The organism is Roseibium marinum (assembly GCF_002906165.1).
Taxonomy (GTDB): domain Bacteria; phylum Pseudomonadota; class Alphaproteobacteria; order Rhizobiales; family Stappiaceae; genus Roseibium; species Roseibium marinum.
In genome coordinates this window covers 211,547-231,471 of record NZ_PPCN01000004.1, presented here as the reverse complement: position 1 = coordinate 231,471, position 19,925 = coordinate 211,547, and the positions used below count along the sequence as shown (strand labels likewise).

14 protein-coding genes are annotated in these 19,925 nt (G+C 60.3%); 4 read left to right on the top strand and 10 right to left on the bottom strand.

Annotation, left to right across the window (positions count from 1 at the left end; genetic code table 11):
* Nucleotides 1–229 precede the first annotated feature (229 nt).
* The 5 genes from CLV41_RS12065 to CLV41_RS12045 all read right to left on the bottom strand — a co-directional run bounded on the left by CLV41_RS12065 (nt 230) and on the right by CLV41_RS12045 (nt 7,139).
* Nucleotides 230–973, bottom strand: a complete 744-nt coding sequence (locus CLV41_RS12065) for a hypothetical protein (protein WP_103222584.1) — start codon at nt 971–973, stop codon at nt 230–232.
* Nucleotides 974–1,078: 105 nt separating this feature from the next.
* Nucleotides 1,079–2,059 carry a transglutaminase-like cysteine peptidase gene (locus CLV41_RS12060; RefSeq protein ID WP_103222582.1) on the bottom strand — a complete coding sequence of 327 codons (981 nt, stop codon included), beginning with the start codon at nt 2,057–2,059 and terminating at the stop codon, nt 1,079–1,081.
* 30 nt (nt 2,060–2,089) lie between these two features.
* Nucleotides 2,090–3,403 carry an HlyD family type I secretion periplasmic adaptor subunit gene (locus CLV41_RS12055; protein WP_103222580.1) on the bottom strand — a complete coding sequence of 438 codons (1,314 nt, stop codon included), beginning with the start codon at nt 3,401–3,403 and terminating at the stop codon, nt 2,090–2,092.
* Complete coding sequence (locus CLV41_RS12050) at nt 3,400–5,616, bottom strand: type I secretion system permease/ATPase (RefSeq protein WP_208987470.1); 2,217 nt, start codon at nt 5,614–5,616, stop codon at nt 3,400–3,402. Before CLV41_RS12050 ends, CLV41_RS12055 begins: the two co-directional genes overlap by 4 nt.
* A gap of 191 nt (nt 5,617–5,807) precedes the next feature.
* Entirely contained in the window at nt 5,808–7,139 is a 1,332-nt protein-coding gene (locus tag CLV41_RS12045; protein WP_208987469.1) for a TolC family outer membrane protein, read from the bottom strand.
* Nucleotides 7,140–7,735: 596 nt separating this feature from the next.
* Here CLV41_RS12045 and CLV41_RS12040 point away from each other — a divergent pair.
* The gene (locus tag CLV41_RS12040) at nt 7,736–8,911 is read left to right on the top strand and encodes an alpha-D-ribose 1-methylphosphonate 5-triphosphate diphosphatase (RefSeq protein WP_103222576.1); all 1,176 of its coding nucleotides are present in this window, start codon (nt 7,736–7,738) and stop codon (nt 8,909–8,911) included.
* Between the two features lie 113 nt (nt 8,912–9,024).
* Here CLV41_RS12040 and CLV41_RS12035 read toward each other — a convergent pair whose 3' ends face one another.
* Genes CLV41_RS12035 through CLV41_RS12025 form a run of 3 tightly spaced genes read right to left on the bottom strand, consistent with a single transcriptional unit; the run spans nt 9,025 to nt 13,754 of the window.
* On the bottom strand, nt 9,025–10,197 hold the full coding sequence (locus CLV41_RS12035) for an osmoprotectant NAGGN system M42 family peptidase (RefSeq protein ID WP_103222575.1): 1,173 nt from the start codon (nt 10,195–10,197) through the stop codon (nt 9,025–9,027).
* Nucleotides 10,194–11,975, bottom strand: a complete 1,782-nt coding sequence (ngg, locus tag CLV41_RS12030; RefSeq protein WP_103222573.1) for an N-acetylglutaminylglutamine synthetase — start codon at nt 11,973–11,975, stop codon at nt 10,194–10,196. The genes CLV41_RS12035 and ngg overlap by 4 nt, the downstream gene beginning before the upstream one ends.
* A gap of 3 nt (nt 11,976–11,978) precedes the next feature.
* Nucleotides 11,979–13,754: an N-acetylglutaminylglutamine amidotransferase gene (locus CLV41_RS12025; RefSeq protein WP_103222571.1), complete on the bottom strand. Its 1,776-nt coding sequence runs from the start codon at nt 13,752–13,754 to the stop codon at nt 11,979–11,981.
* A gap of 108 nt (nt 13,755–13,862) precedes the next feature.
* Here CLV41_RS12025 and CLV41_RS12020 point away from each other — a divergent pair, with 108 nt between their 5' ends.
* Nucleotides 13,863–14,315 carry a MarR family winged helix-turn-helix transcriptional regulator gene (locus CLV41_RS12020; protein WP_328590037.1) on the top strand — a complete coding sequence of 151 codons (453 nt, stop codon included), beginning with the start codon at nt 13,863–13,865 and terminating at the stop codon, nt 14,313–14,315.
* Nucleotides 14,316–14,383: 68 nt separating this feature from the next.
* Here CLV41_RS12020 and CLV41_RS12015 read toward each other — a convergent pair whose 3' ends face one another.
* A complete protein-coding gene (locus CLV41_RS12015) occupies nt 14,384–16,510 on the bottom strand; it encodes a bifunctional diguanylate cyclase/phosphodiesterase (protein ID WP_103222568.1) in 2,127 nt (708 codons plus the stop codon).
* Nucleotides 16,511–17,040: 530 nt separating this feature from the next.
* On the opposite strand from CLV41_RS12015, the gene CLV41_RS12010 reads away from it, so the two are divergent.
* Nucleotides 17,041–18,465 carry a TrkH family potassium uptake protein gene (locus CLV41_RS12010; protein ID WP_103222566.1) on the top strand — a complete coding sequence of 475 codons (1,425 nt, stop codon included), beginning with the start codon at nt 17,041–17,043 and terminating at the stop codon, nt 18,463–18,465.
* A 42-nt stretch (nt 18,466–18,507) separates the two neighbouring features.
* Nucleotides 18,508–19,212, top strand: a complete 705-nt coding sequence (gene sfsA / locus CLV41_RS12005; RefSeq protein WP_103222564.1) for a DNA/RNA nuclease SfsA — start codon at nt 18,508–18,510, stop codon at nt 19,210–19,212.
* Between the two features lie 25 nt (nt 19,213–19,237).
* On the opposite strand, the gene CLV41_RS12000 is transcribed toward sfsA, so the two are convergent.
* Nucleotides 19,238–19,903, bottom strand: a complete 666-nt coding sequence (locus CLV41_RS12000; protein WP_208987468.1) for a L,D-transpeptidase — start codon at nt 19,901–19,903, stop codon at nt 19,238–19,240.
* Between the last annotated feature and the right edge of the window lie 22 nt (nt 19,904–19,925).

Genomic DNA, 19,925 nt, shown 5'->3' with positions numbered 1-19,925 from the left:
CCGCGAACGCAAAGACTTGTGGCTCTCCGGTCCCGGCTCGCGCTTCGCCTGGTCGGGATGACCGGGGCATGTTGCGTTTAAGCGGATTTGTGGATTCAGGAAGACGCCCGAGGCAGCGTTTGCATTGAAAATGCATTATTCAGCATGAGGCCAGCTTCACGCGGCACACAGTGGTGTCCGGCGAGAGACCGAGCCCGCGCGTTCTTCCATCAACGATGGCTGGCTGGTGTTAGCGTTGCGCCTGCCGGGTGCGGAGAAGCGCCGCGCCGGTGAGCCCGAAAAGGGCTGTTGCAATGCCGGCAAGGGCGGCGAGAAGGCGGGTCAGGTCGGCAACGCCAAATGAATTTGCATCAAGGCTACCGGGCCGGGCCGGGCCGCCGGCGGTACTTGCTGTCGTGTCCGTGCCGGTGGCGCTATCGGGCGGCAGGATTGTCAGGCTGCTGTCGGCAAGGGCGCCTGTCAGCCGGCCCGCGGGGGTTTGCGGATCATCGAAGTCGTAGACGACGGCTTCCACCTGGACGGCTTTTGCGTCCGGGGAAGCGGCTGCCGGATTTTCCGCGGCAAGCAATTCGCTGCCGTTGGCAGACACCAGGGCAATGCGTTGCAGGCCGGTTTCCCGTCCCGCGGCTTCCAGAACCGTGCGCAGATAGTCTTCAAGCTCTTTAGCATCGACGCTGTCCGGCCGATTTTCGGCAATCGACAGATATTCGGGTATCAGAGGCAGCGCCGCGAGTTCTTCCAGGCGAAGACGCGGACCTGTGAGCCATGCGTCTTTGAGGGCGCCGACAAGCAGATCGCGTTCCTGCGAGGTCGCCGTTAGCCGGGCGTCGAGCAGCGATTGCTGCCTTTCGGCGAGCGCGAAACCGCCGAGTGCGAGACCGGCACCCAGAAGGCAACCGCCCAGGCCAAGGCCGAAGGCGGCGGAAATCCGCAGGGGGTTTCGAATCGTGGCGCTCTGGTGTCGATCTGACATGAATTGCGTATAGCACGCAGCGCCCGCGTTTGGGGAGACGGAAATGAGGTTTCGCCTCGGTTGCGGAGGCTAAAGAGCTCGAAACTACAGTCCGGCGGCTTGTGTTTATTTTGTCGCGGACTTCAGACGGGATGCGAGCCGTACCGGTGAGCCGGGTGTCGGCACATGAGACCACTGTCCGGCGGCGTTCACCGAATAGAGAACCTGATAATGCGGCAGGTCGCGCTCGAAGCGCACGCGGGAGAAGCGGTTGTCCAGGATCAGCCATTTTCCTTCGTGGCGAACGGAGAGTACAGCGTGATGCTGGCGGGCCGCCGTGTCGCGCAGAACCACGATCCGCATGTCCTGGTCCTCGACACCCAGATCCCGCAGAAGCGCATATTTCAGGATCGCGTAGTCCTCGCAGTCACCGGCACGCCTGGTCAGGCTTTCAACCGGGCTTGCCCAGTATTCACCGGTCTGCCACAGACGCGCGTCGTCCCTGTAGGCCAGAACCCGGTTGACCATGTAATTCACCTTCGGGATCTGCAGCCCGCGGCGCTTGTCCTTTACATCGTCCAAAATGGCGGTATAGGCGCGGAACCCGTTGCGGCCGGCTGACGGACCCTGTCCGTCGGCGCGAAATTCACCCAGCGCGCGCGTCCAGCGCTTCGTCACCGGGGACAGCGCGACCGGTTTGCCGAGCGTACCGAAGAGCAGCGTCGGCTTCAGCTCCGCGGTGTCCGCCGCGGGCAGGTCGATGGTTTGACGAGCGGTTTTCCCGAGGGGCGGGCCCTGAATGTCCGGCTTGGCGAGGGGGCCGACGCGGATGGTCCGCAGTTCCACCGCCTTTGCAGCCGGAAGCGGAGCAAAATGGAGTTTCACCGGCAGAGCGTCGGCGGAAACGGTCTCCAGCAGGGAGACCTTGATAAAGTCGTGGACGTTGGAAATGCCGGTCATATCAACCGGCGCGAAGGGGCCGTCTTCCGCCTGGGCGGTGACGAATGCCGCCTGCAGCACGAATGCGCAAGTCAGTGCCCATCCGAATTTGCGCGCAGCTTTCCCGTTCGCAGCCGGCACTGCCGGCGCGGTCGCTCTGTGTTCCATCTGCCGATCGCCTCATTATTTGTCGAGACGTCAGCGCTCCCTGAGTGCCTGGTCCCGAACTTTCTTGATCGGCTTCAAGATGTAGTCCAGAACCGTTTTCTCTCCGGTTAATATATCGATGGACGCGACCATTCCTGGTATTATTGGTAAAGGATCCGTATCTGAACCAAGATAATTTTTATCTGTTCTGACCGTGACGCGGAAGAAACGATTACCTTCCTCATCTTCGGTGGTGTCCGCGCTGATCCGTTCCAGTTCGCCCTCAAGCCCGCCATAAATCGAGTAATCGTATGCGGTTATCTTCACCTGGGCTTTCTGGCCCGGGTGAAGGAAGGCGACATCCTTGGGGCGGATCTGCGCCTCGATCAGGAGCGTATCCTCAAGGGGGACAATCTCGACCAGATCGGCGCCAGGCTGCACGACCGCGCCGATCGTGGTGATGTTCAGCTTGTTGACGATGCCCTTGACCGGCGAGACCAACTCGGTCCGGCGGACCCGGTCGGCCGCCCCTTTCAGGCTTTCGTTAATGACCGCCAGTTCGCCGCGGGACTCGGCCAGCTGCTGTCTTGCCTCGGAAACGAAGGTGGAAACGGCACTGCGGGAGCGTTCGCGGGCTTCCTCCTTTGCCGCCTGGGAGCGCAGGACGGAGGCCTTGGTGATCTGCAGCTCACCCTCGCTCTCCTTCAACTGGCGTGACAGGCGGAGAAATTCGATCTCCGGCAGCACCTTGCGTTCGTAGAGGCGCTGGTTGATCTCGACTTCGCGCGCCATGATCTTGATGACGGAGTCCAGCTTGGCCTGCTTGGCGAGGAGCTCCTGATATTCCTGTTCGCGCTGCGAGGCCTGGTTCCTGAGGACGCTCAGCTCGTTTTCAAGGCTTGTCTTCTTGTCCCGGTAGACATTGCTTTCACCGGCGATGAGGTCGGGGACTTCCTTTTCCAGCACTTCGGGAAAGACCAGCGGTTTCTGATCGGCCTCCGCCTGCAGCCTCTCGATCCGCGCCATCAACGCCCACTGGCGCTGCCGGATTTCGCCGAGCTGGGAGGAAAACGTGGTGTCGTCGATTTCGATCAGAGACTGGCCTTCCTCGACGATATCGCCTTCCTGGATGAAGATATTGTCGACGATGCCCGCGTCGGGCGCCTGCACCACCTGTATCTGCCGCGAGGGGATCACGCGGCCATCGCCTCTGGTGACTTCCTCCAGCGTGGCCAGATAGGCCCAGGCCAGTCCGACGACAAACAGTGCCAGGCCGATACGGATCACGTTGGTCGTGTAACGCGGCGGCCTGGTCTGGATGATATCGCGGATATCGTTGGCGTAGTTCCAGTCGCCCGGGTTCATAACGCGGCATCCTTGCCGGCCTGTTGTGAGGCATTCACCGCGCCGAGCTCCTGGAGCTTTTGCAGCACTTCCTTGCGGGGGCCGTCCAGCGCGAGCTTGCCGTAGTCGAGGGTGATCAGGCGGTCGGTCAGCTCGACGAGGCTCATGCGGTGCGTGCTGATGATGACGGTCGTATCGGCCCTGTTATGTTCCTTCAGCCGGGCGATCAGGCGGCGCTCGGAGGCAAGGTCCTGATGGCTGGACGGCTCGTCCAGGAACAGGACGCGAGGTTTGCGGAGCAGGATCCTGGCAAGGGCGACGGACTGTTTCTGACCGCCGGACAGAAAACGGCCGCCTTCGCCGACCTGAAGATCGTAGCCGAGCGGGTTCTGCGCCACGAATTCCTCGACACCGGCGATCCGGGCCACCTCGATGAGCGCGTCATCGTCGGCGAAGGGATCGCCCGCGCTGATATTTTCGCGCACCGTTCCACTGAAAAGCACGTTGTCCTGGGAGAGAAAGCCGACATTGGCGCGCAGATCGGCAGGGTCGAACTGCCTGGTGTCCGTGCCGTCGATCAGCACAGCGCCATCGGAGGGGTAATAAAGGCCGGAGGTCAACCGGCCGATCGTGCTTTTGCCGGAGCCGACTCGGCCGATCAGGCCGACGGTTTCCCCTGGCGCAATCTTGAAGGAGATGTTCTTCAGACTGTCGTCTTCGGCGCCGGGATAGCGGAAATCCACACCCTTGAATTCCACGGATCCGGATGTGATGCGCTTGTTGATATAGGTCCTGCCCGGCTTGCGCTCCGTTTCGGTGTTCATGATGTCGTTCAGGATCTTGTAGGAATGCAACGTCTGGCGCAGGCGGGTGAGGGTGTTGGCAACATTGGCGAGGGGCGCCAGCACCCGGCCGGAGAGCATCATGGCTGCGATCAGCGCGCCCATGGTGATGTCTCCGCTGGAGATGAGATAAACACCCCACACAACGATGCCGATGGAAACGAAGGCCTGAACGAAGCCAGTCCCGGATTGCGCGATCAGGGCCCAGAACCGGCCTTTCATGATCGCCCCGCTGCTGGCGGCGACAGAGCGTTCCCATTTGGTCTGCATGCTGCTTTCCGCATTGAGCGCCCGGACCGTATCGAGATTGGCGATACTTTCCACCAGAATGGCATGCCGGATGGCGCTTTCCTTGTGGGATTTTTCAATCGCTCCGGACAGGGGCGCCTGAACGAACAGACTGATGCCGAGGACGACCGGAATTGCCGCCAGAGGAACGACCGCAACAGATCCGACCAGCAGGAACAGGACGGCGATGAAGATGCCGATGAACATAAGATCGATCAGGGATACCAGGGAAGAGGAGGTGATGAACTCCCTGACATTTTCGAATTCGCGAATGTGATTGGCGAACTGCCCCGAACTGGCCGGCCTCTTTTCGAAATCGATCGCCAGGGCGTGCGCGAAGATCTTGCTGGCCAGCGCGTTGTCTGCCTGTTTGCCCGCCACGTTGATGATCTGCCCGCGAGCGATTTTCAAAATGGCGTCGAACACGAGGGACAGGATGACGCCGATCGCCAGGGCCCACAGGGTCGGGATGGCGTTGTTCGGCACCACCCGGTCATAGACGTTCATGGTGAAAAGCGGCGAGGCGAGGGCGAGCAGATTGATCAGAAGCGCGGCCAGGGCGACGTGGACATAGTCCCGCCAGTAGGAGGTGATCGTGCTCCAGAACCAGTGTCCGTCAAAACCGAGAACGCGTTCGCTCTTGCCGGAACTGTCGACCGCCGGCTGAAAGAAGATGGCGTATCCGCTGTAGTTGTCCTCGAATTCGGCCAGGGACTGGTGAAGCTTGGCCGCCTGGACGAGGGGGGCGAGCAGTTCAACCGTTCCGGCCTCCTTGTCGAAGCCGGTCAGGATCAGCATTTCGGAATTTTTCATCGCAACGATGCACGGAAGCGCCGCCGGCGGGATGGAACCGATATCCTTGCGATCGGGCAGTGCCTTCAGACCGCAATTGGCGGCCGCGCGGCCGAGAATGCCGATGCCGAGAGTGTTGCTGGTCTGGGGCAGGCCACTCCAGATCACCGAGTCGGTGACATGATAACCATGCACGCGGGCAATATATTTCAGAGCCGCGGCAAGCGGATCCGGGCTAGCCGAGGGTTTTGTCGGGGCTTCGGATTTCGGCTTTTTGTCGTTGGTATTCTGCAGCATATCGGTGCCGCCCATGGGCTGTGTCGCCGCGAAAAACTTCTAGCCGGGCGTCGGGTGAGCGGAACCCGTCGGCCCCCATTGACGGCCCCTGGGCGAACAGGAGCCAGACTGGTGACTTGTTCCCCGGCCTGACATCCTACTGCGGTGCTCAGAATTGATCGAAAGGCCTGCCGGTTGTCCGGCAGGTCAAATCTGCCGGCAAATCGTTAGAATTTACGTAACGGCTCGATATTGAAGTTGGCGCTCTGCGGGAAAATCGACGCATTGTCGCGCTGGCCGTCCATCGCTTCCGCCGGCGGGGTGACACTCAGATAAGCGAGCAGGTCACCGGATGTGGCACGCAGCTGATAGGTGGAGAAGGTGTAGATCGCCCGGGCGGAGATCAGTTCGATTTCACTGTTGAACAGAGCGTTTTCCGCATTCAGTACGTCGAGCAGCGTCCGCTGACCGATATCGTATTCCTGACGGTAGCCTCCAACGACCTGACGGTTGGCTTCCAGTTGCTCGCGAAGCGCCTTGATCCTGTCCGTCAGCGTGGTCACGGAAGCCCAGGAACGCTCGATGCCCTCCTTGAGTTCCCGGCGGACCCGGTCGACTGCGATTTGGGCTTCAGTCAGGCGCTCGTTGTATTCCTGGGACAGGGCCGTGTCGCGACCGCCATTATAAAGATTCCAGGAAAAGACCAGCTTGCCGGAATATTCGTTGTTGCGACCCTCGATGCCGCCGAGATCGTCGCCCACGGCGGCCCGGCCCCTCAGGGAAATCTCAGGCAGGAAGTTTCCCTTGCTGGAGTCATATTGGTATTTCGCCGCATCCGCATCGGCAAGTGCCGCGCGCACCTGCGGGTGCTGCTGGGCGGCCACGTCGACAAGGCGGTTGACCGGTCCCGCCGGGATGCTGGCCGGTTTTGCCGGCGCGAGCCTTGCCGGCTTGTTCCCGACGATGCGTTCGTATTTGGCGATCGTGTCGAGAAGCGACTTGTGCACCTCCGTTACGATAACGTCGGCCGCCGCGACCCGTTCCCTTGCCTGGGCGAGATCGGCAGCGCCTGTTTCACCGCCCTGGTACCGCTCGTCGACATCCGAAAAGATGCGGCGGTGTTTGCTCACATTCATGCGGGCCTTGGAGAGGATGGCCGTATGACGCAGGACGTCGATATAGGCTTCAACCGCGTCAAGCGCCGTTGCTTCCGAACGCTCCATCACTCTGAGAGCGGCTCCGTCGACGCGGGCGCTCTGACGATAGACCTCGTTCACGGAGGCGAAACCGTCGAACAGCAACTGCTGAACGGTAACGGAAATTTCCTTGGCGGTCCGCCACTTGTCGTTGTCATTGGCGGTGAAGGAGTTCGGCCGGTCAAGACGTTCCGGTCCGATTTCGGCGGACACATCGACCGACGGCAGGAAGGCGCCCTGTGACCGGCGGTATTCCTGATCGCGGGCACGGCGGTTCGCCGCTGATTCCAATACGTCCGGATTGGTTGAAACAGCTTCCTGAACCACCTGCCTCAGGTCGGCGGCGGACGATATGTCAACCAAACATGTGCTTATCAAAAGCGCCAAAAAAACTCGCATTGCCTACCCATGCCCATAAAATTTCAATTCGCGGACAATATTATACGTTGCGCGCATTCCCAAGTGCCGACTCGAAATTAACACTCGTTAAACTTCCTAGTGTTGCCGGAATACAACGATGGGCGAGTTGATTCGCGTTTTTCAGCCTTTGTCATAGTCTGGTCACCAATATATTCGGGGTTTTTGAATTGAAAAATTATTCATTGCACTCATAAGTTATGTATTCGTACCTTCGAACACTTTTTCATTGTTGATTTTACCGATTCGGATTGTCTTGCGCCCACTGCATCTGAGGTCCGTTTCAGCCGACAGACAGCGCATTCGCACTCCACCACCGCAATAACCGTGGCCATAACATGCTGAGAAACGGTGACCCACACTTCTGCCAAAGTAGTGCTAGGGTACGGACCCAAATAGCATGAGAAAATTCCCGCCATATTTCCCGGATTTTGCGTCCTGTCACAATCCTGTTCCGGAACGGTCACAATTTGCGCCGGGAACAAGGATAGAAGGCGCCTGTTCCCGCAAGCCGTGAAACGCGCCGACCGGAAGGAGAGATCATGACATTTGCAGGCAGGCACACACCGACCGGAAGTGAACTGACAGTTCTCAAAAACGCGCGTGTCGTGCTCCGCGACGAGATCCTCACCGGCCATGTGTCGATAGCCAGAGGGAAAATCGCATCCGTCGATACGGGGATACCGCCTCGAGCGGGCATGGACCTGGACGGCGATTATCTTCTGCCCGGACTTGTCGACATCCATACCGATCATTTCGAAAAGCATGTCTATCCGCGCGCCCATGTGCGCTGGGATCCGCTGCGGGCGGCATTGGCCCACGATGCGCAAATCATCGGCGGAGGTGTCACCACGGTCTTCGACAGTCTATGCGTCGGCGCAACCCTCAAGAACCCGGAGCGAAGGGAAATTCTGGCGCCGATGATCGATGCGCTTGAGCAGGCGCAGAACGCGGGCATGCTGCGGGCGGAGCATCTGGTTCACTTGCGCTGTGAGATCACCGACCCGGAGACAGCCCGGCTGACGGAGGAAAACATCGCCAAGACCATCGTGCGCATGATTTCGGTGATGGAACATCTTCCAGGCAGGCGGCAGAGCCGGGACATTGAAGGTTACATCGCGCGCCAGATGGCCGATTGCGGCCTGTCCAGAGCGATGGTCGAAAAGGACATGGAGAAGCTGTTGACCTTTTCCGACGAAATCGGCGAACGGGTCCGTCCCGCCGTCGTGGCGCTGGCCCATCAGCACAAGCTGCCACTGCTCAGCCATGACGACACCGAGTTGTCCCACATCGAAGAGGCGGTAGCAGAAGGGATTGCGGTTTCCGAATTTCCCTGCACGCGTGAGGCCGCCAGCAAGGCCAGGGAGCACGGGATGCATGTGGTCGGCGGCGCGCCGAACGTTCTCAGGGGTGGATCGCAGTCCGGCAACGTGGCGGTGAGCGAGCTCATGGCCGAGGATCTCGTCGATATCCTGGCGTCCGACTATGTGCCCCGCTCGCTGCTCGACAGCGTCTTCATGATTGCCGCCGGTGAGACCTTCATGGCCGATCTGCCGGGGGCGGTGCGGATGGTGAGCAAAACGCCCGCCGAAGTCGCCGGCCTGTCAGACCGCGGTGAGATCGCCGCCGGTAAACGTGCCGATCTCCTGCATGTCGGCCTCCACAATGGACACCCTTTCGTGAAGCAGGCCTGGCGCGCCGGGCAGAGGGTGCTTTAACGCAGCGAGCCTGTCGCCTCCCGCCTTCAATTGAATGCAGGAAGCTGTAACCCTTAAAATCGGTCAGCCTTTCAGGCCGCCGACCGAATCCGGCAGGAGGCCTGCCGATCTGGTCATTCGGCGGCGGTTTCGGGCAATGGAACGTCGACTTCGGGATTGAGATCCTGATCGGCGTCCGCCGTCGGCTGCCGGGTGAATCCCTTGAGGTCGGAGAACTCGCGGGCGTCGCGCTGTATCTGGACCGGGCTGAGGGCATAGCCGGTTGCCAGTTCCGCCAGCGATCTCAATGCATGCATGTGAATGCGCTCATAGCCGTGGCTGGCGTCCACGCCGAACGTGATCAGGGCGGTTCGCACGTCCGCGCCGGCCTCGATGGCGGTGGCGGCATCCGACCGGTAGAAGCGGAAGACATCCTTTTGATACTTGATGTCATTGTCGCGGCACAACTCGACCATTTTCCGTGTCAGATGAAAATCAAAGGGTCCTGTCTGATCGGCCATGGCGATGGTGACGCCGAACTCGTCGGAATTCTGACCGGGCGCGGTGGTGCCGTTGTCGATGGCCACCAGCGAGGCGATATCGGGTGTCAGGATAGATTGCGCGCCATGGCCGGTTTCCTCCGCGATGGTGAACAGCCAGAACACATCGACTGTCGGCTCGACATCCGACTCCACCAGCGCCTTTATTGCGGCCAGCATCACCGCGACACCGGCCTTGTTGTCCAGATGCCTGGATACGATAAAGCCGTTGTCCAGAAATTCCGGAAGCGGATCGATGGCGACGAAATCGCCGACATCCAGACCGAGCCGGTGCAGGTCGGTCGCCGATTTGGAATAGGCATCGACCCTGAGTTCGACATATTCCCAGCCGATGGGCAATTCATCGACGCCCTTGTTGAAGGTATGGCCCGATGCCTTCAGCGGCAGGATCGTGCCCGTATAGGCACCGTTTTCGGAGAATATCGTCGTCCGGGCGCCTTCCGCAAAGCGCGCGGACCAGTGTCCGATGGGGATGAGTTCCAGCCGGCCGTTGTCTTTCAGCGACTTGACCTGCGCCCCGAGCGTGTCGAGATGCGAGACGAAGGCCCGTGCCGGTTTGCGCTTCTTGCCCGGGATCCTGGCGCGCACGCCGCCCCGGCGGGTGATCTCGTAGAAGACGCCGAGGGACTGAAGTTCCTTTGAAACATGTCTTACGATTTCGTCCGTGTATCCGGTCGGGCTGGGAATTTTCAGCAGATCCTGAAGTTTTTTTGACAAATAGGGGATGTCAATATTCAGAAGTGTCATGGCCCGGTCCGGTTCATTGTGGTCCTGACCGGCTGCGGTACCGACAGGGGAAACAGAAAATCAACGAAGCGCTCGGCGGTCGGCTGCGGCTCATGGTTGGCCAGTCCGGGCCGCTCATTGGCTTCGATGAAACGATATTCCGGTTGTCGTGGGTCCTTGACCATAAAGTCAATGCCCGTCACCGGAATTTCAATTGCCCGGGCAGCCTTTACGGCGGCGTCGATAAGCGTGTGATGGGTTTCTCCCGTGACGTCGTGAATGGTGCCGCCGGTGTGCAGATTGGCCGTGCGCCTTACCGCAAGTCTGCTCCCTTCGGGCAGAACGTCCTCAAGCTTGAAACCCTTCGCGCTCAGGCAGCGCTCAACCTCATCGTCGACGACGATTTTGGATTCGCCACCCGTCGCGGCTGCCCGCCTGCGGGACTGGATGTCGATCAGTTCCCCGATGGTTGCCCGGCCGTTGCCGGTCACCTCCGCGGGCTTGCGCAACGCGGTGGCCACGACCTTGTAGTCGATGACCACCAGGCGCAGGTCCTGACCGGTCACGAATTCCTCAATCAGAACGTCGTTGGAAAAGGTTTTCGCGATTTCAATCGCAGCCATGACCTCTTCGGGGGTGCTCAGGTCGATGGCGATACCCTTGCCCTGTTCTCCGCGGGCGGGTTTGACCACCACGGAGCCGTGCTTTTCCAGGAATGCCGCGTTTTCGTCCGCCGATCCCGCCAGAATCTGCCCGGGAACCTCAACACCCGCGCGTTTGACGATGCGTCGCGTCGTGGCCTTGTCGTCGCATAGAGACATGGCCACGGCGCTGGTGAACTCGCTCAGGGACTCCCGGCAGGCCACGGATCTTCCGCCGTAGGAAAGCCGATAAAAGCCACCGGCCGCGTCGATGATCTCGGCCTGGATGCCGCGCCGCCTGGCCTCGTTGATGACGATCGTGGCGTAGGGGTTGAGGTTGTCTTCCAGAGCGGGACCGGCAAAAAGGGCCTCGTTGATGGTGTTCTTGCGCTTGACCGTGAAAAACGGCACCCGTTCAAACCCGAGTTTCTCATAAAGGCCGATGGCCAGGCCGTTGTCGTGCAACACGGACAGGTCCAGATGGGGCGTTCCCTTGCCATTGAACACTTCTGCCAGGCGCCGCACGAGCGCTTCCCCGACGCCGGGAAAACGGGCCTGCGGCGAAACGGCAAGGCACCAGAGCGAGCTGCCGTGAACCGCATTGTTGGTCGCCCGGCCATGATCGACGCCCATGGCGGTTCCGACGATCAGCCCGGTTTCATCCTCTTCGGCGACCAGCACGGTGATGGTTCTGGGATCGAGGTCCGACCAGAAGAATTCAGGGGGAACGGGCACCATGCCCCGGCTGATATAAAGCTCGTTGATGGCTTCCGCGTCACTGCGCGAGGACAGTCGCCGGACGGTGAACCCCTTGCGCTGGTTGCGGGCGGGGCGGTAGGTCGACAGATTCAGGCGGAATGTGTGAGAGGGGTCGAGGAACAACTCCTGCGGCGCGCTTCCCACCAGCACATGCGGGTCGCGCACGTAAAAGGCGATGTCGCGCCGGTCGGGCCGCTCGTTGCGCAGCACCTCCACGAGCTTGTCCGTCTGCTGATAGGTGTTGGCAAAGACAAGGCGGCCCCAGCCGCAATTGATATAGCGGTCTTTCTGGAGTTCGCTTTCCTCAAGCCGGAATTCCGGCTTGAGGCCATGTTCGCGCATGCGCTTCAGGCGGTGATCGAAGGCGCCCTTCGGCCGCGATGGTTCATTCTCGGCCACGGATCAGACCTCCTGTGCCTGCAGCCACATTTCCAGCAGTGCGACCTGCCAGAGTTCGGAGCCGCGCAGCGGTGTGATGTATTTGGTCGGGTCGGCGTAGAGCTTCTCCAGATAAACGCTGTTGAAGAGACCGCGTTCCCTGGCGGCCTGGCTGGACAGCGTATCACGCACCATGTCCAGATAGTCACCCTGAATATATTTGAGGGCCGGGACCGGAAAATAGCCCTTCGGACGGTCGATCACCGCGCTCGGGACCACCTTGCGGGCGGCGTCCTTCAGGACGCCCTTGCCTTGCTGGGCCAGCTTGAATTCAGCCGGTATCCGCCCGGCGAGCTCCACCAGTTCATGATCCAGGAAAGGCACGCGGGCTTCCAGGCCCCAGGCCATGGAATGGTTGTCGACACGCTTCACCGGATCGTCGACCAGCATGACATTGGTGTCGAGGCGCAAAGCCTTGTCGACGGGATCCTCGGCTCCGGCGCGGGCAAAATGGGCTTCAACGAAGGCCAGGCTTTCGTCCCTGCCGCAATGATAGTCGGGGGAAACGGCTTCCGCCATCTGCGCCTCCGTCCGGTCGAAGAAACCGGCCGCATAGTCCTGAACCGGCCGGTTCGATCCGGTCAGTTTCGGGTACCAGTGATAGCCGGCGAAGACCTCGTCCGCCCCCTGGCCGGACTGGACCACCTTGATGTGCTTGGAGACCTCCCGCGACAGCAGGTAGAAGCCGATATTGTCGTAGGAGACCATCGGTTCCGACATGGCGCGGATCGCGCCTGGAAGGTTCTCCTGAAGTTCCGAGGACGGGATGAAGATCTGGTGGTGATTGGTGCCGTAGTGCTCGGCGATCAGGTCCGAATACTGGAATTCGTCGCCTTTTTCGCCATGGGCTTCCTCAAAGCCGATTGAAAAGGTGGCAAGGCCCTGCTGGCCTTCTTCGGCAAGCAGGCCGACGATCAGGCTGGAGTCCACGCCGCCGGACAGCAGAACGCCGACAGGCACGTCCGCGACCATGCGCCGGCGAACCGCCTTGCGCAGACCTTCCAGAACCATGTCGCACCATTCGCCGGGGCTGCGGGCGAGGTCTTCGGCCGATTTTTCAAACACCGGCTCCCACCAGGTCTCGTCGGTGGCGCGGCCATCGGATTCGATGGTCCTGATCGTTGCGGCAGGCAGTTTGCGGACGCCGTTCAGAATCGTCCGCGGCGCGGGGACCACCGCGTGCCAGCTCATGTAGTGGTGCAGGGCGACGCGGTCGATGGAGGTGTCGATATTGCCACCGGCCAGCAGGGCGGGCAGGGAGGAGGCAAACGCAAGCCTGCCGTCGGCTTCGCTGAAGTAAAGCGGCTTGATGCCGAACCGGTCGCGGGCAAGGTGGATGCGGCCGCTGTCATGTTCGTGAATGGCGACCGCGAACATGCCGTGGAAGCGGGAGAAACAGTCTTTGCCCCATTCCTTCCAGGCTTTCAGGATGACTTCGGTGTCGCTTGTGGAGAAAAAGGCATAGCCCTTGGCGCTCAGTTCTGCGCGCAGCTCCTGGTAATTGTAGATGCAGCCGTTGAAGACCAGCGACAGACCGAGTGCGGTATCGGTCATGGGCTGGGCGCCACGGTCACTCAGATCGATAATTTTCAGACGCCTGTGGCCGAAAGCGACCCGGCCGCGCTGGGTCACGCCCATGCCGTCGGGACCGCGCGCCTCCATCGCGTCCGCCATCCGGCGGACCCGGATAACATCGGCCTGATCGTTCTTGAAAACCACTTCGCCGCAAATGCCGCACATATTGACAAGTCTCTCTGTTTCCTGAAAACACGGACACTATATAGAACTCTGATTATTAGAGTTCAAATTAACAGGGGTGTAACGATGCAGGCGGTGGAGTCGTCGCAAGTGATCAAAGCCATCCGCAGGATCGTGCGGGCCATTGATTTGCGGTCCCGGGAAGTTTCCCGTCTGACCGGGCTCACCATCCCGCAAATCGTTGTCCTGCAAGGCGTCCGGGACCTGGGCGAGGTGACGACCAAGGTTCTTTCCGACAACGCCGACCTGAGCTCAGCTACCGTGGTGACCATACTGGACAAACTTGAGGAAAAGGGGCTGATCGAACGCTACAGATCGGTTTCCGACAGGCGAATCGTGCACACGAAACTGACCGCGCATGGCAGAAAGACAGCCTCAAATCTTCCGGGGCTGCTGCATGAGGAATTCCAAAAGAAGTTCGCCGGCCTGGATACCGCGGAGCGCCGGCAACTGGTTGGCGCGATCGAGCAGATCGCGGAAATGATGAATGCACACAAGCTGGACGCGGCTCCGATCCTGATGACAGGCAAGTTGCCCGATTGAGCGAAGCGGCGGATTGGTGTGAATTCATGTTCGTCCACAAAAATTCGAAGGTGTTTTAGACTGTTTCCTCATGCCCGCTTCTTTTCCATCCGGTCGGATCGTGCCGGTCTGGATTTGTGGAATGCCTCGATACGTGCCCGGACATCCTGCGCGGCCACGGCGGGCGAGCAGAAGAAACCCTGCATCCCGTCGCAGTGGTGTGCTGCCGTCAGCGCGTATTCTCCGGCCGTTTCCGCGCCTTCCGCGATCACGCGCAGGCCAAGGCTTCGGCCAAGACCGACAATGGCCTGAAACAGTTGTTCCTTCTGCAGATCCCTGTCGGCATCGGCGAGGAAGGCGCGGTCGATCTTCAGCTCCTGGAATGGCAGCCGGTGGAGATAGCTCAGCGAGGAATATCCCGAGCCGAAATCGTCCAGCGAAAGCTGCACGCCGATGTTCTGAAGTTCGGACAGGATGTCGAGAACCATTTGCTCGCCAGTATCGACAAAGACGTTCTCGGTCAGTTCGAGACACAGCATCGGGGCGGGAAGCCGGTAGGCACTCAACATCTGCCTGACCGTTGAGGCAAAGCTGGGCTGGCGGAATTGCAGGGGAGAAACGTTCACGGAGACCTGGCCGAAATCGAAACCGGCCTGCCGCCATGCGGCGGCCTGTTTGCAGGCCCGTTCGAGGACATATTGCCCAAGTTCCAGGATGAGCCCTGTTTTTTCAGCGATCGGTATGAATTCGCCCGGCGGGATATAACCGCGTTTTTCGTTCGGCCAGCGGACCAGAGCTTCCAGACCGATCAGCCTGTCGTCGGCGGGACAGATCTGCGGCTGGTAGTGAAGCTCCAGCTGTCCGGTCTTGAGAGCGGCCCGTAGAAGGGTTTCCACCAGCATTTCCGTCTGGACACGCTCGTTGAGCGGGGCGGAGAAGAAGATGTGCCTTGCGTTTTTGCTTTCCTTGGCGGCTCTGAGCGCAAGTCCGGCGACACGATGGGCGGTTTCCGCGTCATGTGCGTCCTGGGGAAGCAGGGCGATGCCGATGCTCGGCTCCACGCGAATTTCACCTTCTTCCATATGGAAGGGAACCGACAGCATCTCGATCGCCTGGATTGCATAGTCTTCGGCGATGGCCCCCTGGGCATCGAAGGGCAGCAGGATGCAGAAATCGTCGGCGGAGATACGGGCAATCTGCGCGCTGGGTCCGAAGATGTTGGCAAGGCGGGCATAGGCCTGGAGCAGGACACGGTTGCCGACCTGCTGACCGAACGTGTCGTTGATCTTGGCAAAACCGTTGAAGTCGAGATGGATCAGGGAGGCGCGGAACTTCCCGTCCTTTGCCCGTTTCAGGGCATTGTTGAGATCGGAGAAGTAGCGCGCACGATTGCCGGCCGTGGTGACCGGGTCGGTATAGGCGAGTTTCTGCAGCTTGTCCTGAAGATCGGTAACCCGTTCCAGGCCATGCGCGAGATCGCCGATTTCATCAAGCCTATCCGTGAAGGGGATGTGCTGGGGCTGCGTTCCGGCCGCAAGGTCGTCCGCAGTTCTGGCGAGCTGGCGCAAGGGGCGCAGCTCAAAGCGCAGGAATATGCCGCCCATCAGTATGACGCCCGTGAGAATCACGATCGCGGCCGAGGTGATCCGGGTCTTGAGGCGGTTTTCTGCAAGGTTGAGATCATCCACCCAACCGACATCGACCGCGAGTGCACCGGCAACCTTGCCGCTTTCCGCCAGAATAGGCGTCATATAGGCCAACCTCAGGCGCCCCTGTACCGGAACCTCACCGGTGAAGGGCCTTCCCGCCGCGAGACTGGCATAGGCCGGATGACCCTCGCCGATTGAAAATGCCGCTGGAGGACCACCGTCGGGGGAGGTGAAGGTCGTCGCGAACCGGTCGAAGGACGATGTCTGCGGGGACCATGCGAACAGATTAGCCGCACCCTGGTTTGTCAGGCCGATGGCTTTTACGAGCTGATCAAGCTTTTCGTCTGGTGCCAGCGGATTGACGCCGGGAGCCGTTGCGATGCGGAGGGAGACAGGGTTGTTCTTGGCGTCGAATTGCGGATGAAAGACCCTGTCCGTGCCGAAACACAGGATCGCCACGGCTGCCCTGGCAGCGCGGTCAATGCGGACGGAGGCGTTTTCTTCGGTCGTCCTGGACAGCTCAAAATAGCTCAGGCCCGAGACCAGGCCGATGCTGCAGAGCACCATGATAACCAGAATGACGCTAATCCGGTAAACAAGCGAATGTGGACCAAGCCTCTTTATCGCACCAGTTCCTTGCCAAATTCACGTATGAAGAGCTTATCAGCATGCGAGCACGTTAAAGTAAAATCCATTCGCTACGAAATTCTGAACAAAGCCCCCGAAAATGAATCAATATGACTAAAACAGACAGGAAGGGCTTCTACGTACGGAAAATTGGCAGGAATCGGTATATTTCGCGATGAGATTCAACGCATTAATAGTGTGAGTTTTTGGGGCGGCGAGGCGAAATACGCGATAAAGGTGGCGCGCGAACGCTTCTTTGGGGGTACGCCACACCCTCCCCATTGGAAAATTATTCGAAAGAGGCTAGGACGGGGGGCCTTTGCATCCTTCCGGACAGATCCGTCCAGAGGGAGCATTCGCGCCCGCGAAATTGGGCCGGAGGGCAACGGCATTCGGCGAAGCGTTTTGGGCCAAAGGCTTCGGCCAGGGGTTTTCGGGAAGAACAATAGTTGATTTCTCTCAGACCAGTTTTGAACGTTCTCGGTTTTTTGTATGTCGGCCTTGCAACCGCCATGCTGATTCCGGCCATTGTCGACGTGGCGCAGAAAAACGCCGACTGGCAAGCCTTCGTTTTTTCCGCGCTGCTGACCGGCATGGTAGGCATGCTGCTGTCGCTTGCCGTCGGCGGGGCGCTTCTGGAAGGATTGGATACCCGTCAGACCTTCATTTTGACGACACTCGCCTGGTCAACGCTTCCCGCGTTCGGGGCGCTGCCGTTCCTCTGGCTCGGGATTGACTACGCGGACGCCGTTTTCGAAGCGGTTTCCGGATTTACGACGACAGGATCCACCGTGCTGACCGGGCTGGACAGTCTGCCGCCCGGCCTGCTGGTCTGGCGCTCGATCATGCAGTGGATGGGCGGGGTGGGCATTATCGTCATGGCGATCGTCCTGCTTCCTTTTCTCAGGATCGGCGGAATGCAGCTGTTCCAGAGCGAGAATTCCGACCGGTCGGAGAAAATCGTCAGCCGGTCCGTCGAGCTGATCCGTCTGCTCGGGCTCGCCTATGTCTTCCTGACCGTTTTATGCATTGCGTCCTATCTGGCTACGGGCATGGACCTGTTCGATGCGTTCAACCATGCCCTGACCACGATTTCGACCGGCGGATATTCGACCCATGACAAGTCGTTCGGATATTTCACCAACCCGGCATCGGGCTGGGTGGCCATCTTCTTCATGATCATCGGATCCCTGCCGTTCGTGCTGCTCATCCAGGCGCTGCGCGGACATCCGATTCTGTTGTGGCGCGATCCGCAGGTGAGGGCGCTGCTGGGCTTCCTGGCGCTGGTATCGCTGACGATGACCGTCTATCTCGGCATCAACATGCACTTTCCCTTCGACGACGCATTGCTGAAGGCAACGTTCAACGTGGTGTCGATCGTCACGGGAACCGGCTATGCGATGGGTGATTTTTCCGAATGGGGCGCTCCCGTCGTCGGGGTCACGCTGATGCTGATGTTCGTCGGCGGCTGCACCGGGTCGACCACGGGCGGCATCAAGATGTTCCGCTTTCTGGTGTTCTTCGGAACCGTGCGCGCGCATTTGCGCCGGATGGTGCGGCCGCACCGGGTCATGTCGGAGGAATATGCCGGAACGCGGCTGACACAGGACCTGTCCTTTTCGGTCCTGGCCTTCCTCGTCGTCTATATGGGCTCGGTGGGTGTCATCACCGTCGCCCTGTCCTTTTTCGATCTGGATCTCGTTACCGCAATTTCGGCGGCGGCGACCTCGGTCGGCAATGTCGGACCCGGGCTCGGTCCCGTCATCGGGCCGGCCGGTCATTTCGCGCCGCTGCCGGATGGCGCCAAGTGGCTGCTGTCCATCGCCATGCTGGTTGGCCGTCTTGAACTCTTCACAGTGCTGGTGCTTCTTGATCCGGATTTCTGGTCGAAATAGGCTCGCGAAAGCCACCCGATTCGCGTTTGCATGAGGCCCAAGATGAAATTCCCGGAACCCCTGGTCAGCGGCCGCCTCGTCAAGCGTTACAAGCGGTTTCTGGCCGACGTGATACTCGATGAGGACGGCGCGGCGATCACCGCCCATTGCGCCAATCCGGGCTCGATGCTCGGACTTAAGGAACCGGGATCGCGCGTCTGGCTCTCCCAATCCGACAATCCGAAACGGAAGCTGAAATATTCCTGGGAAGTGATGGAGGCGGACGGCGCACTGGTCGGGATCAACACGGCTCATCCGAACAAGCTGGTCGAAGAAGCCCTTGTGGCAGGCAGGATAGGGCCGCTCGCCGGCTATCACTCCCTCAGGCGGGAAGTGAAATACGGCAAGAATTCGCGGATCGATATTCTGCTGGAAGACGAGGGCGGGTCAAAGACTTACGTCGAGGTGAAGAACGTTCACCTGATGCGGCAGCAAGGGCTCGCGGAATTCCCCGACAGTGTGACCGCCCGCGGCGCAAAACATCTGGCCGAGCTCGCCGACATGGTCGGCGAGGGACACCGGGCAGCCATGGTGTTTCTCGTTCAACGGCCCGATTGCGGTCGCATCAGCCTCGCCGCGGACATCGATCCGACCTATGCGGCAGCCTTTGAAGTTGCACAGGCTGCCGGGGTCGAAGTTTACGCCATCGGCTGCGACGTCCGGCTGGACGGCATCGACGCGGTCAGACCGGTGGACATATCGATCTGACCCGTGTGTTCGAAAACCGGCCGGATCAGGCCTGCCTGACCGTGATCGGTGTGTGGTCGGGAACCCGGTTGTAAAGGTCGATGATGTCCTGGTGCAGCAGTCGGACACAGCCCGAGGACACCGCCTTGCCGATCGACCAGTATTCGGAGGTTCCGTGCAGGCGGTAGAGCGTGTCCCGGCCACCTTCGAAAATGTAGAGTGCGCGTGCCCCGAGCGGATTGTCGAGAGCGGGTGGCATGCCGTTCCGGAATTCCTCCAGTTCGGGCTGACGGGCGATCATCTCCGCCGGCGGCGTCCAGGTCGGCCATTCCTTTTTGTACTGAATGCGCGCCCGGCCGCCCCATGCGAAGCCGGCGCGGCCAATGCCGACGCCGTAGCGCATGGCCTTGCCGTTTTCCATCGTGAGATAGAGGTACCGGTTCGGCGTGTCGACAATGATCGTTCCCGTCGGTTCCGACGAAGGATAATCGACCAGACGACGGTAATAGGCCGGGTCGATCTTGGTGAGGTCGACGGCAGGAATGGGAAAGCGTTCCTCGGGCATCGCCCGGTACATCTGCAGATATTCGGGAGAAATCCGCTGACCGTTGTATGTCGGCCCGGCCGGTTGCGGCAGAGGTTGGCGTGTGGACGCGCAGCCGGAGGCGAACGCGGCGGCGGCGGAGGCAATAAACAGGCGTCGGTTCAGCATTCCTGGTTCCGTATGACCTTCA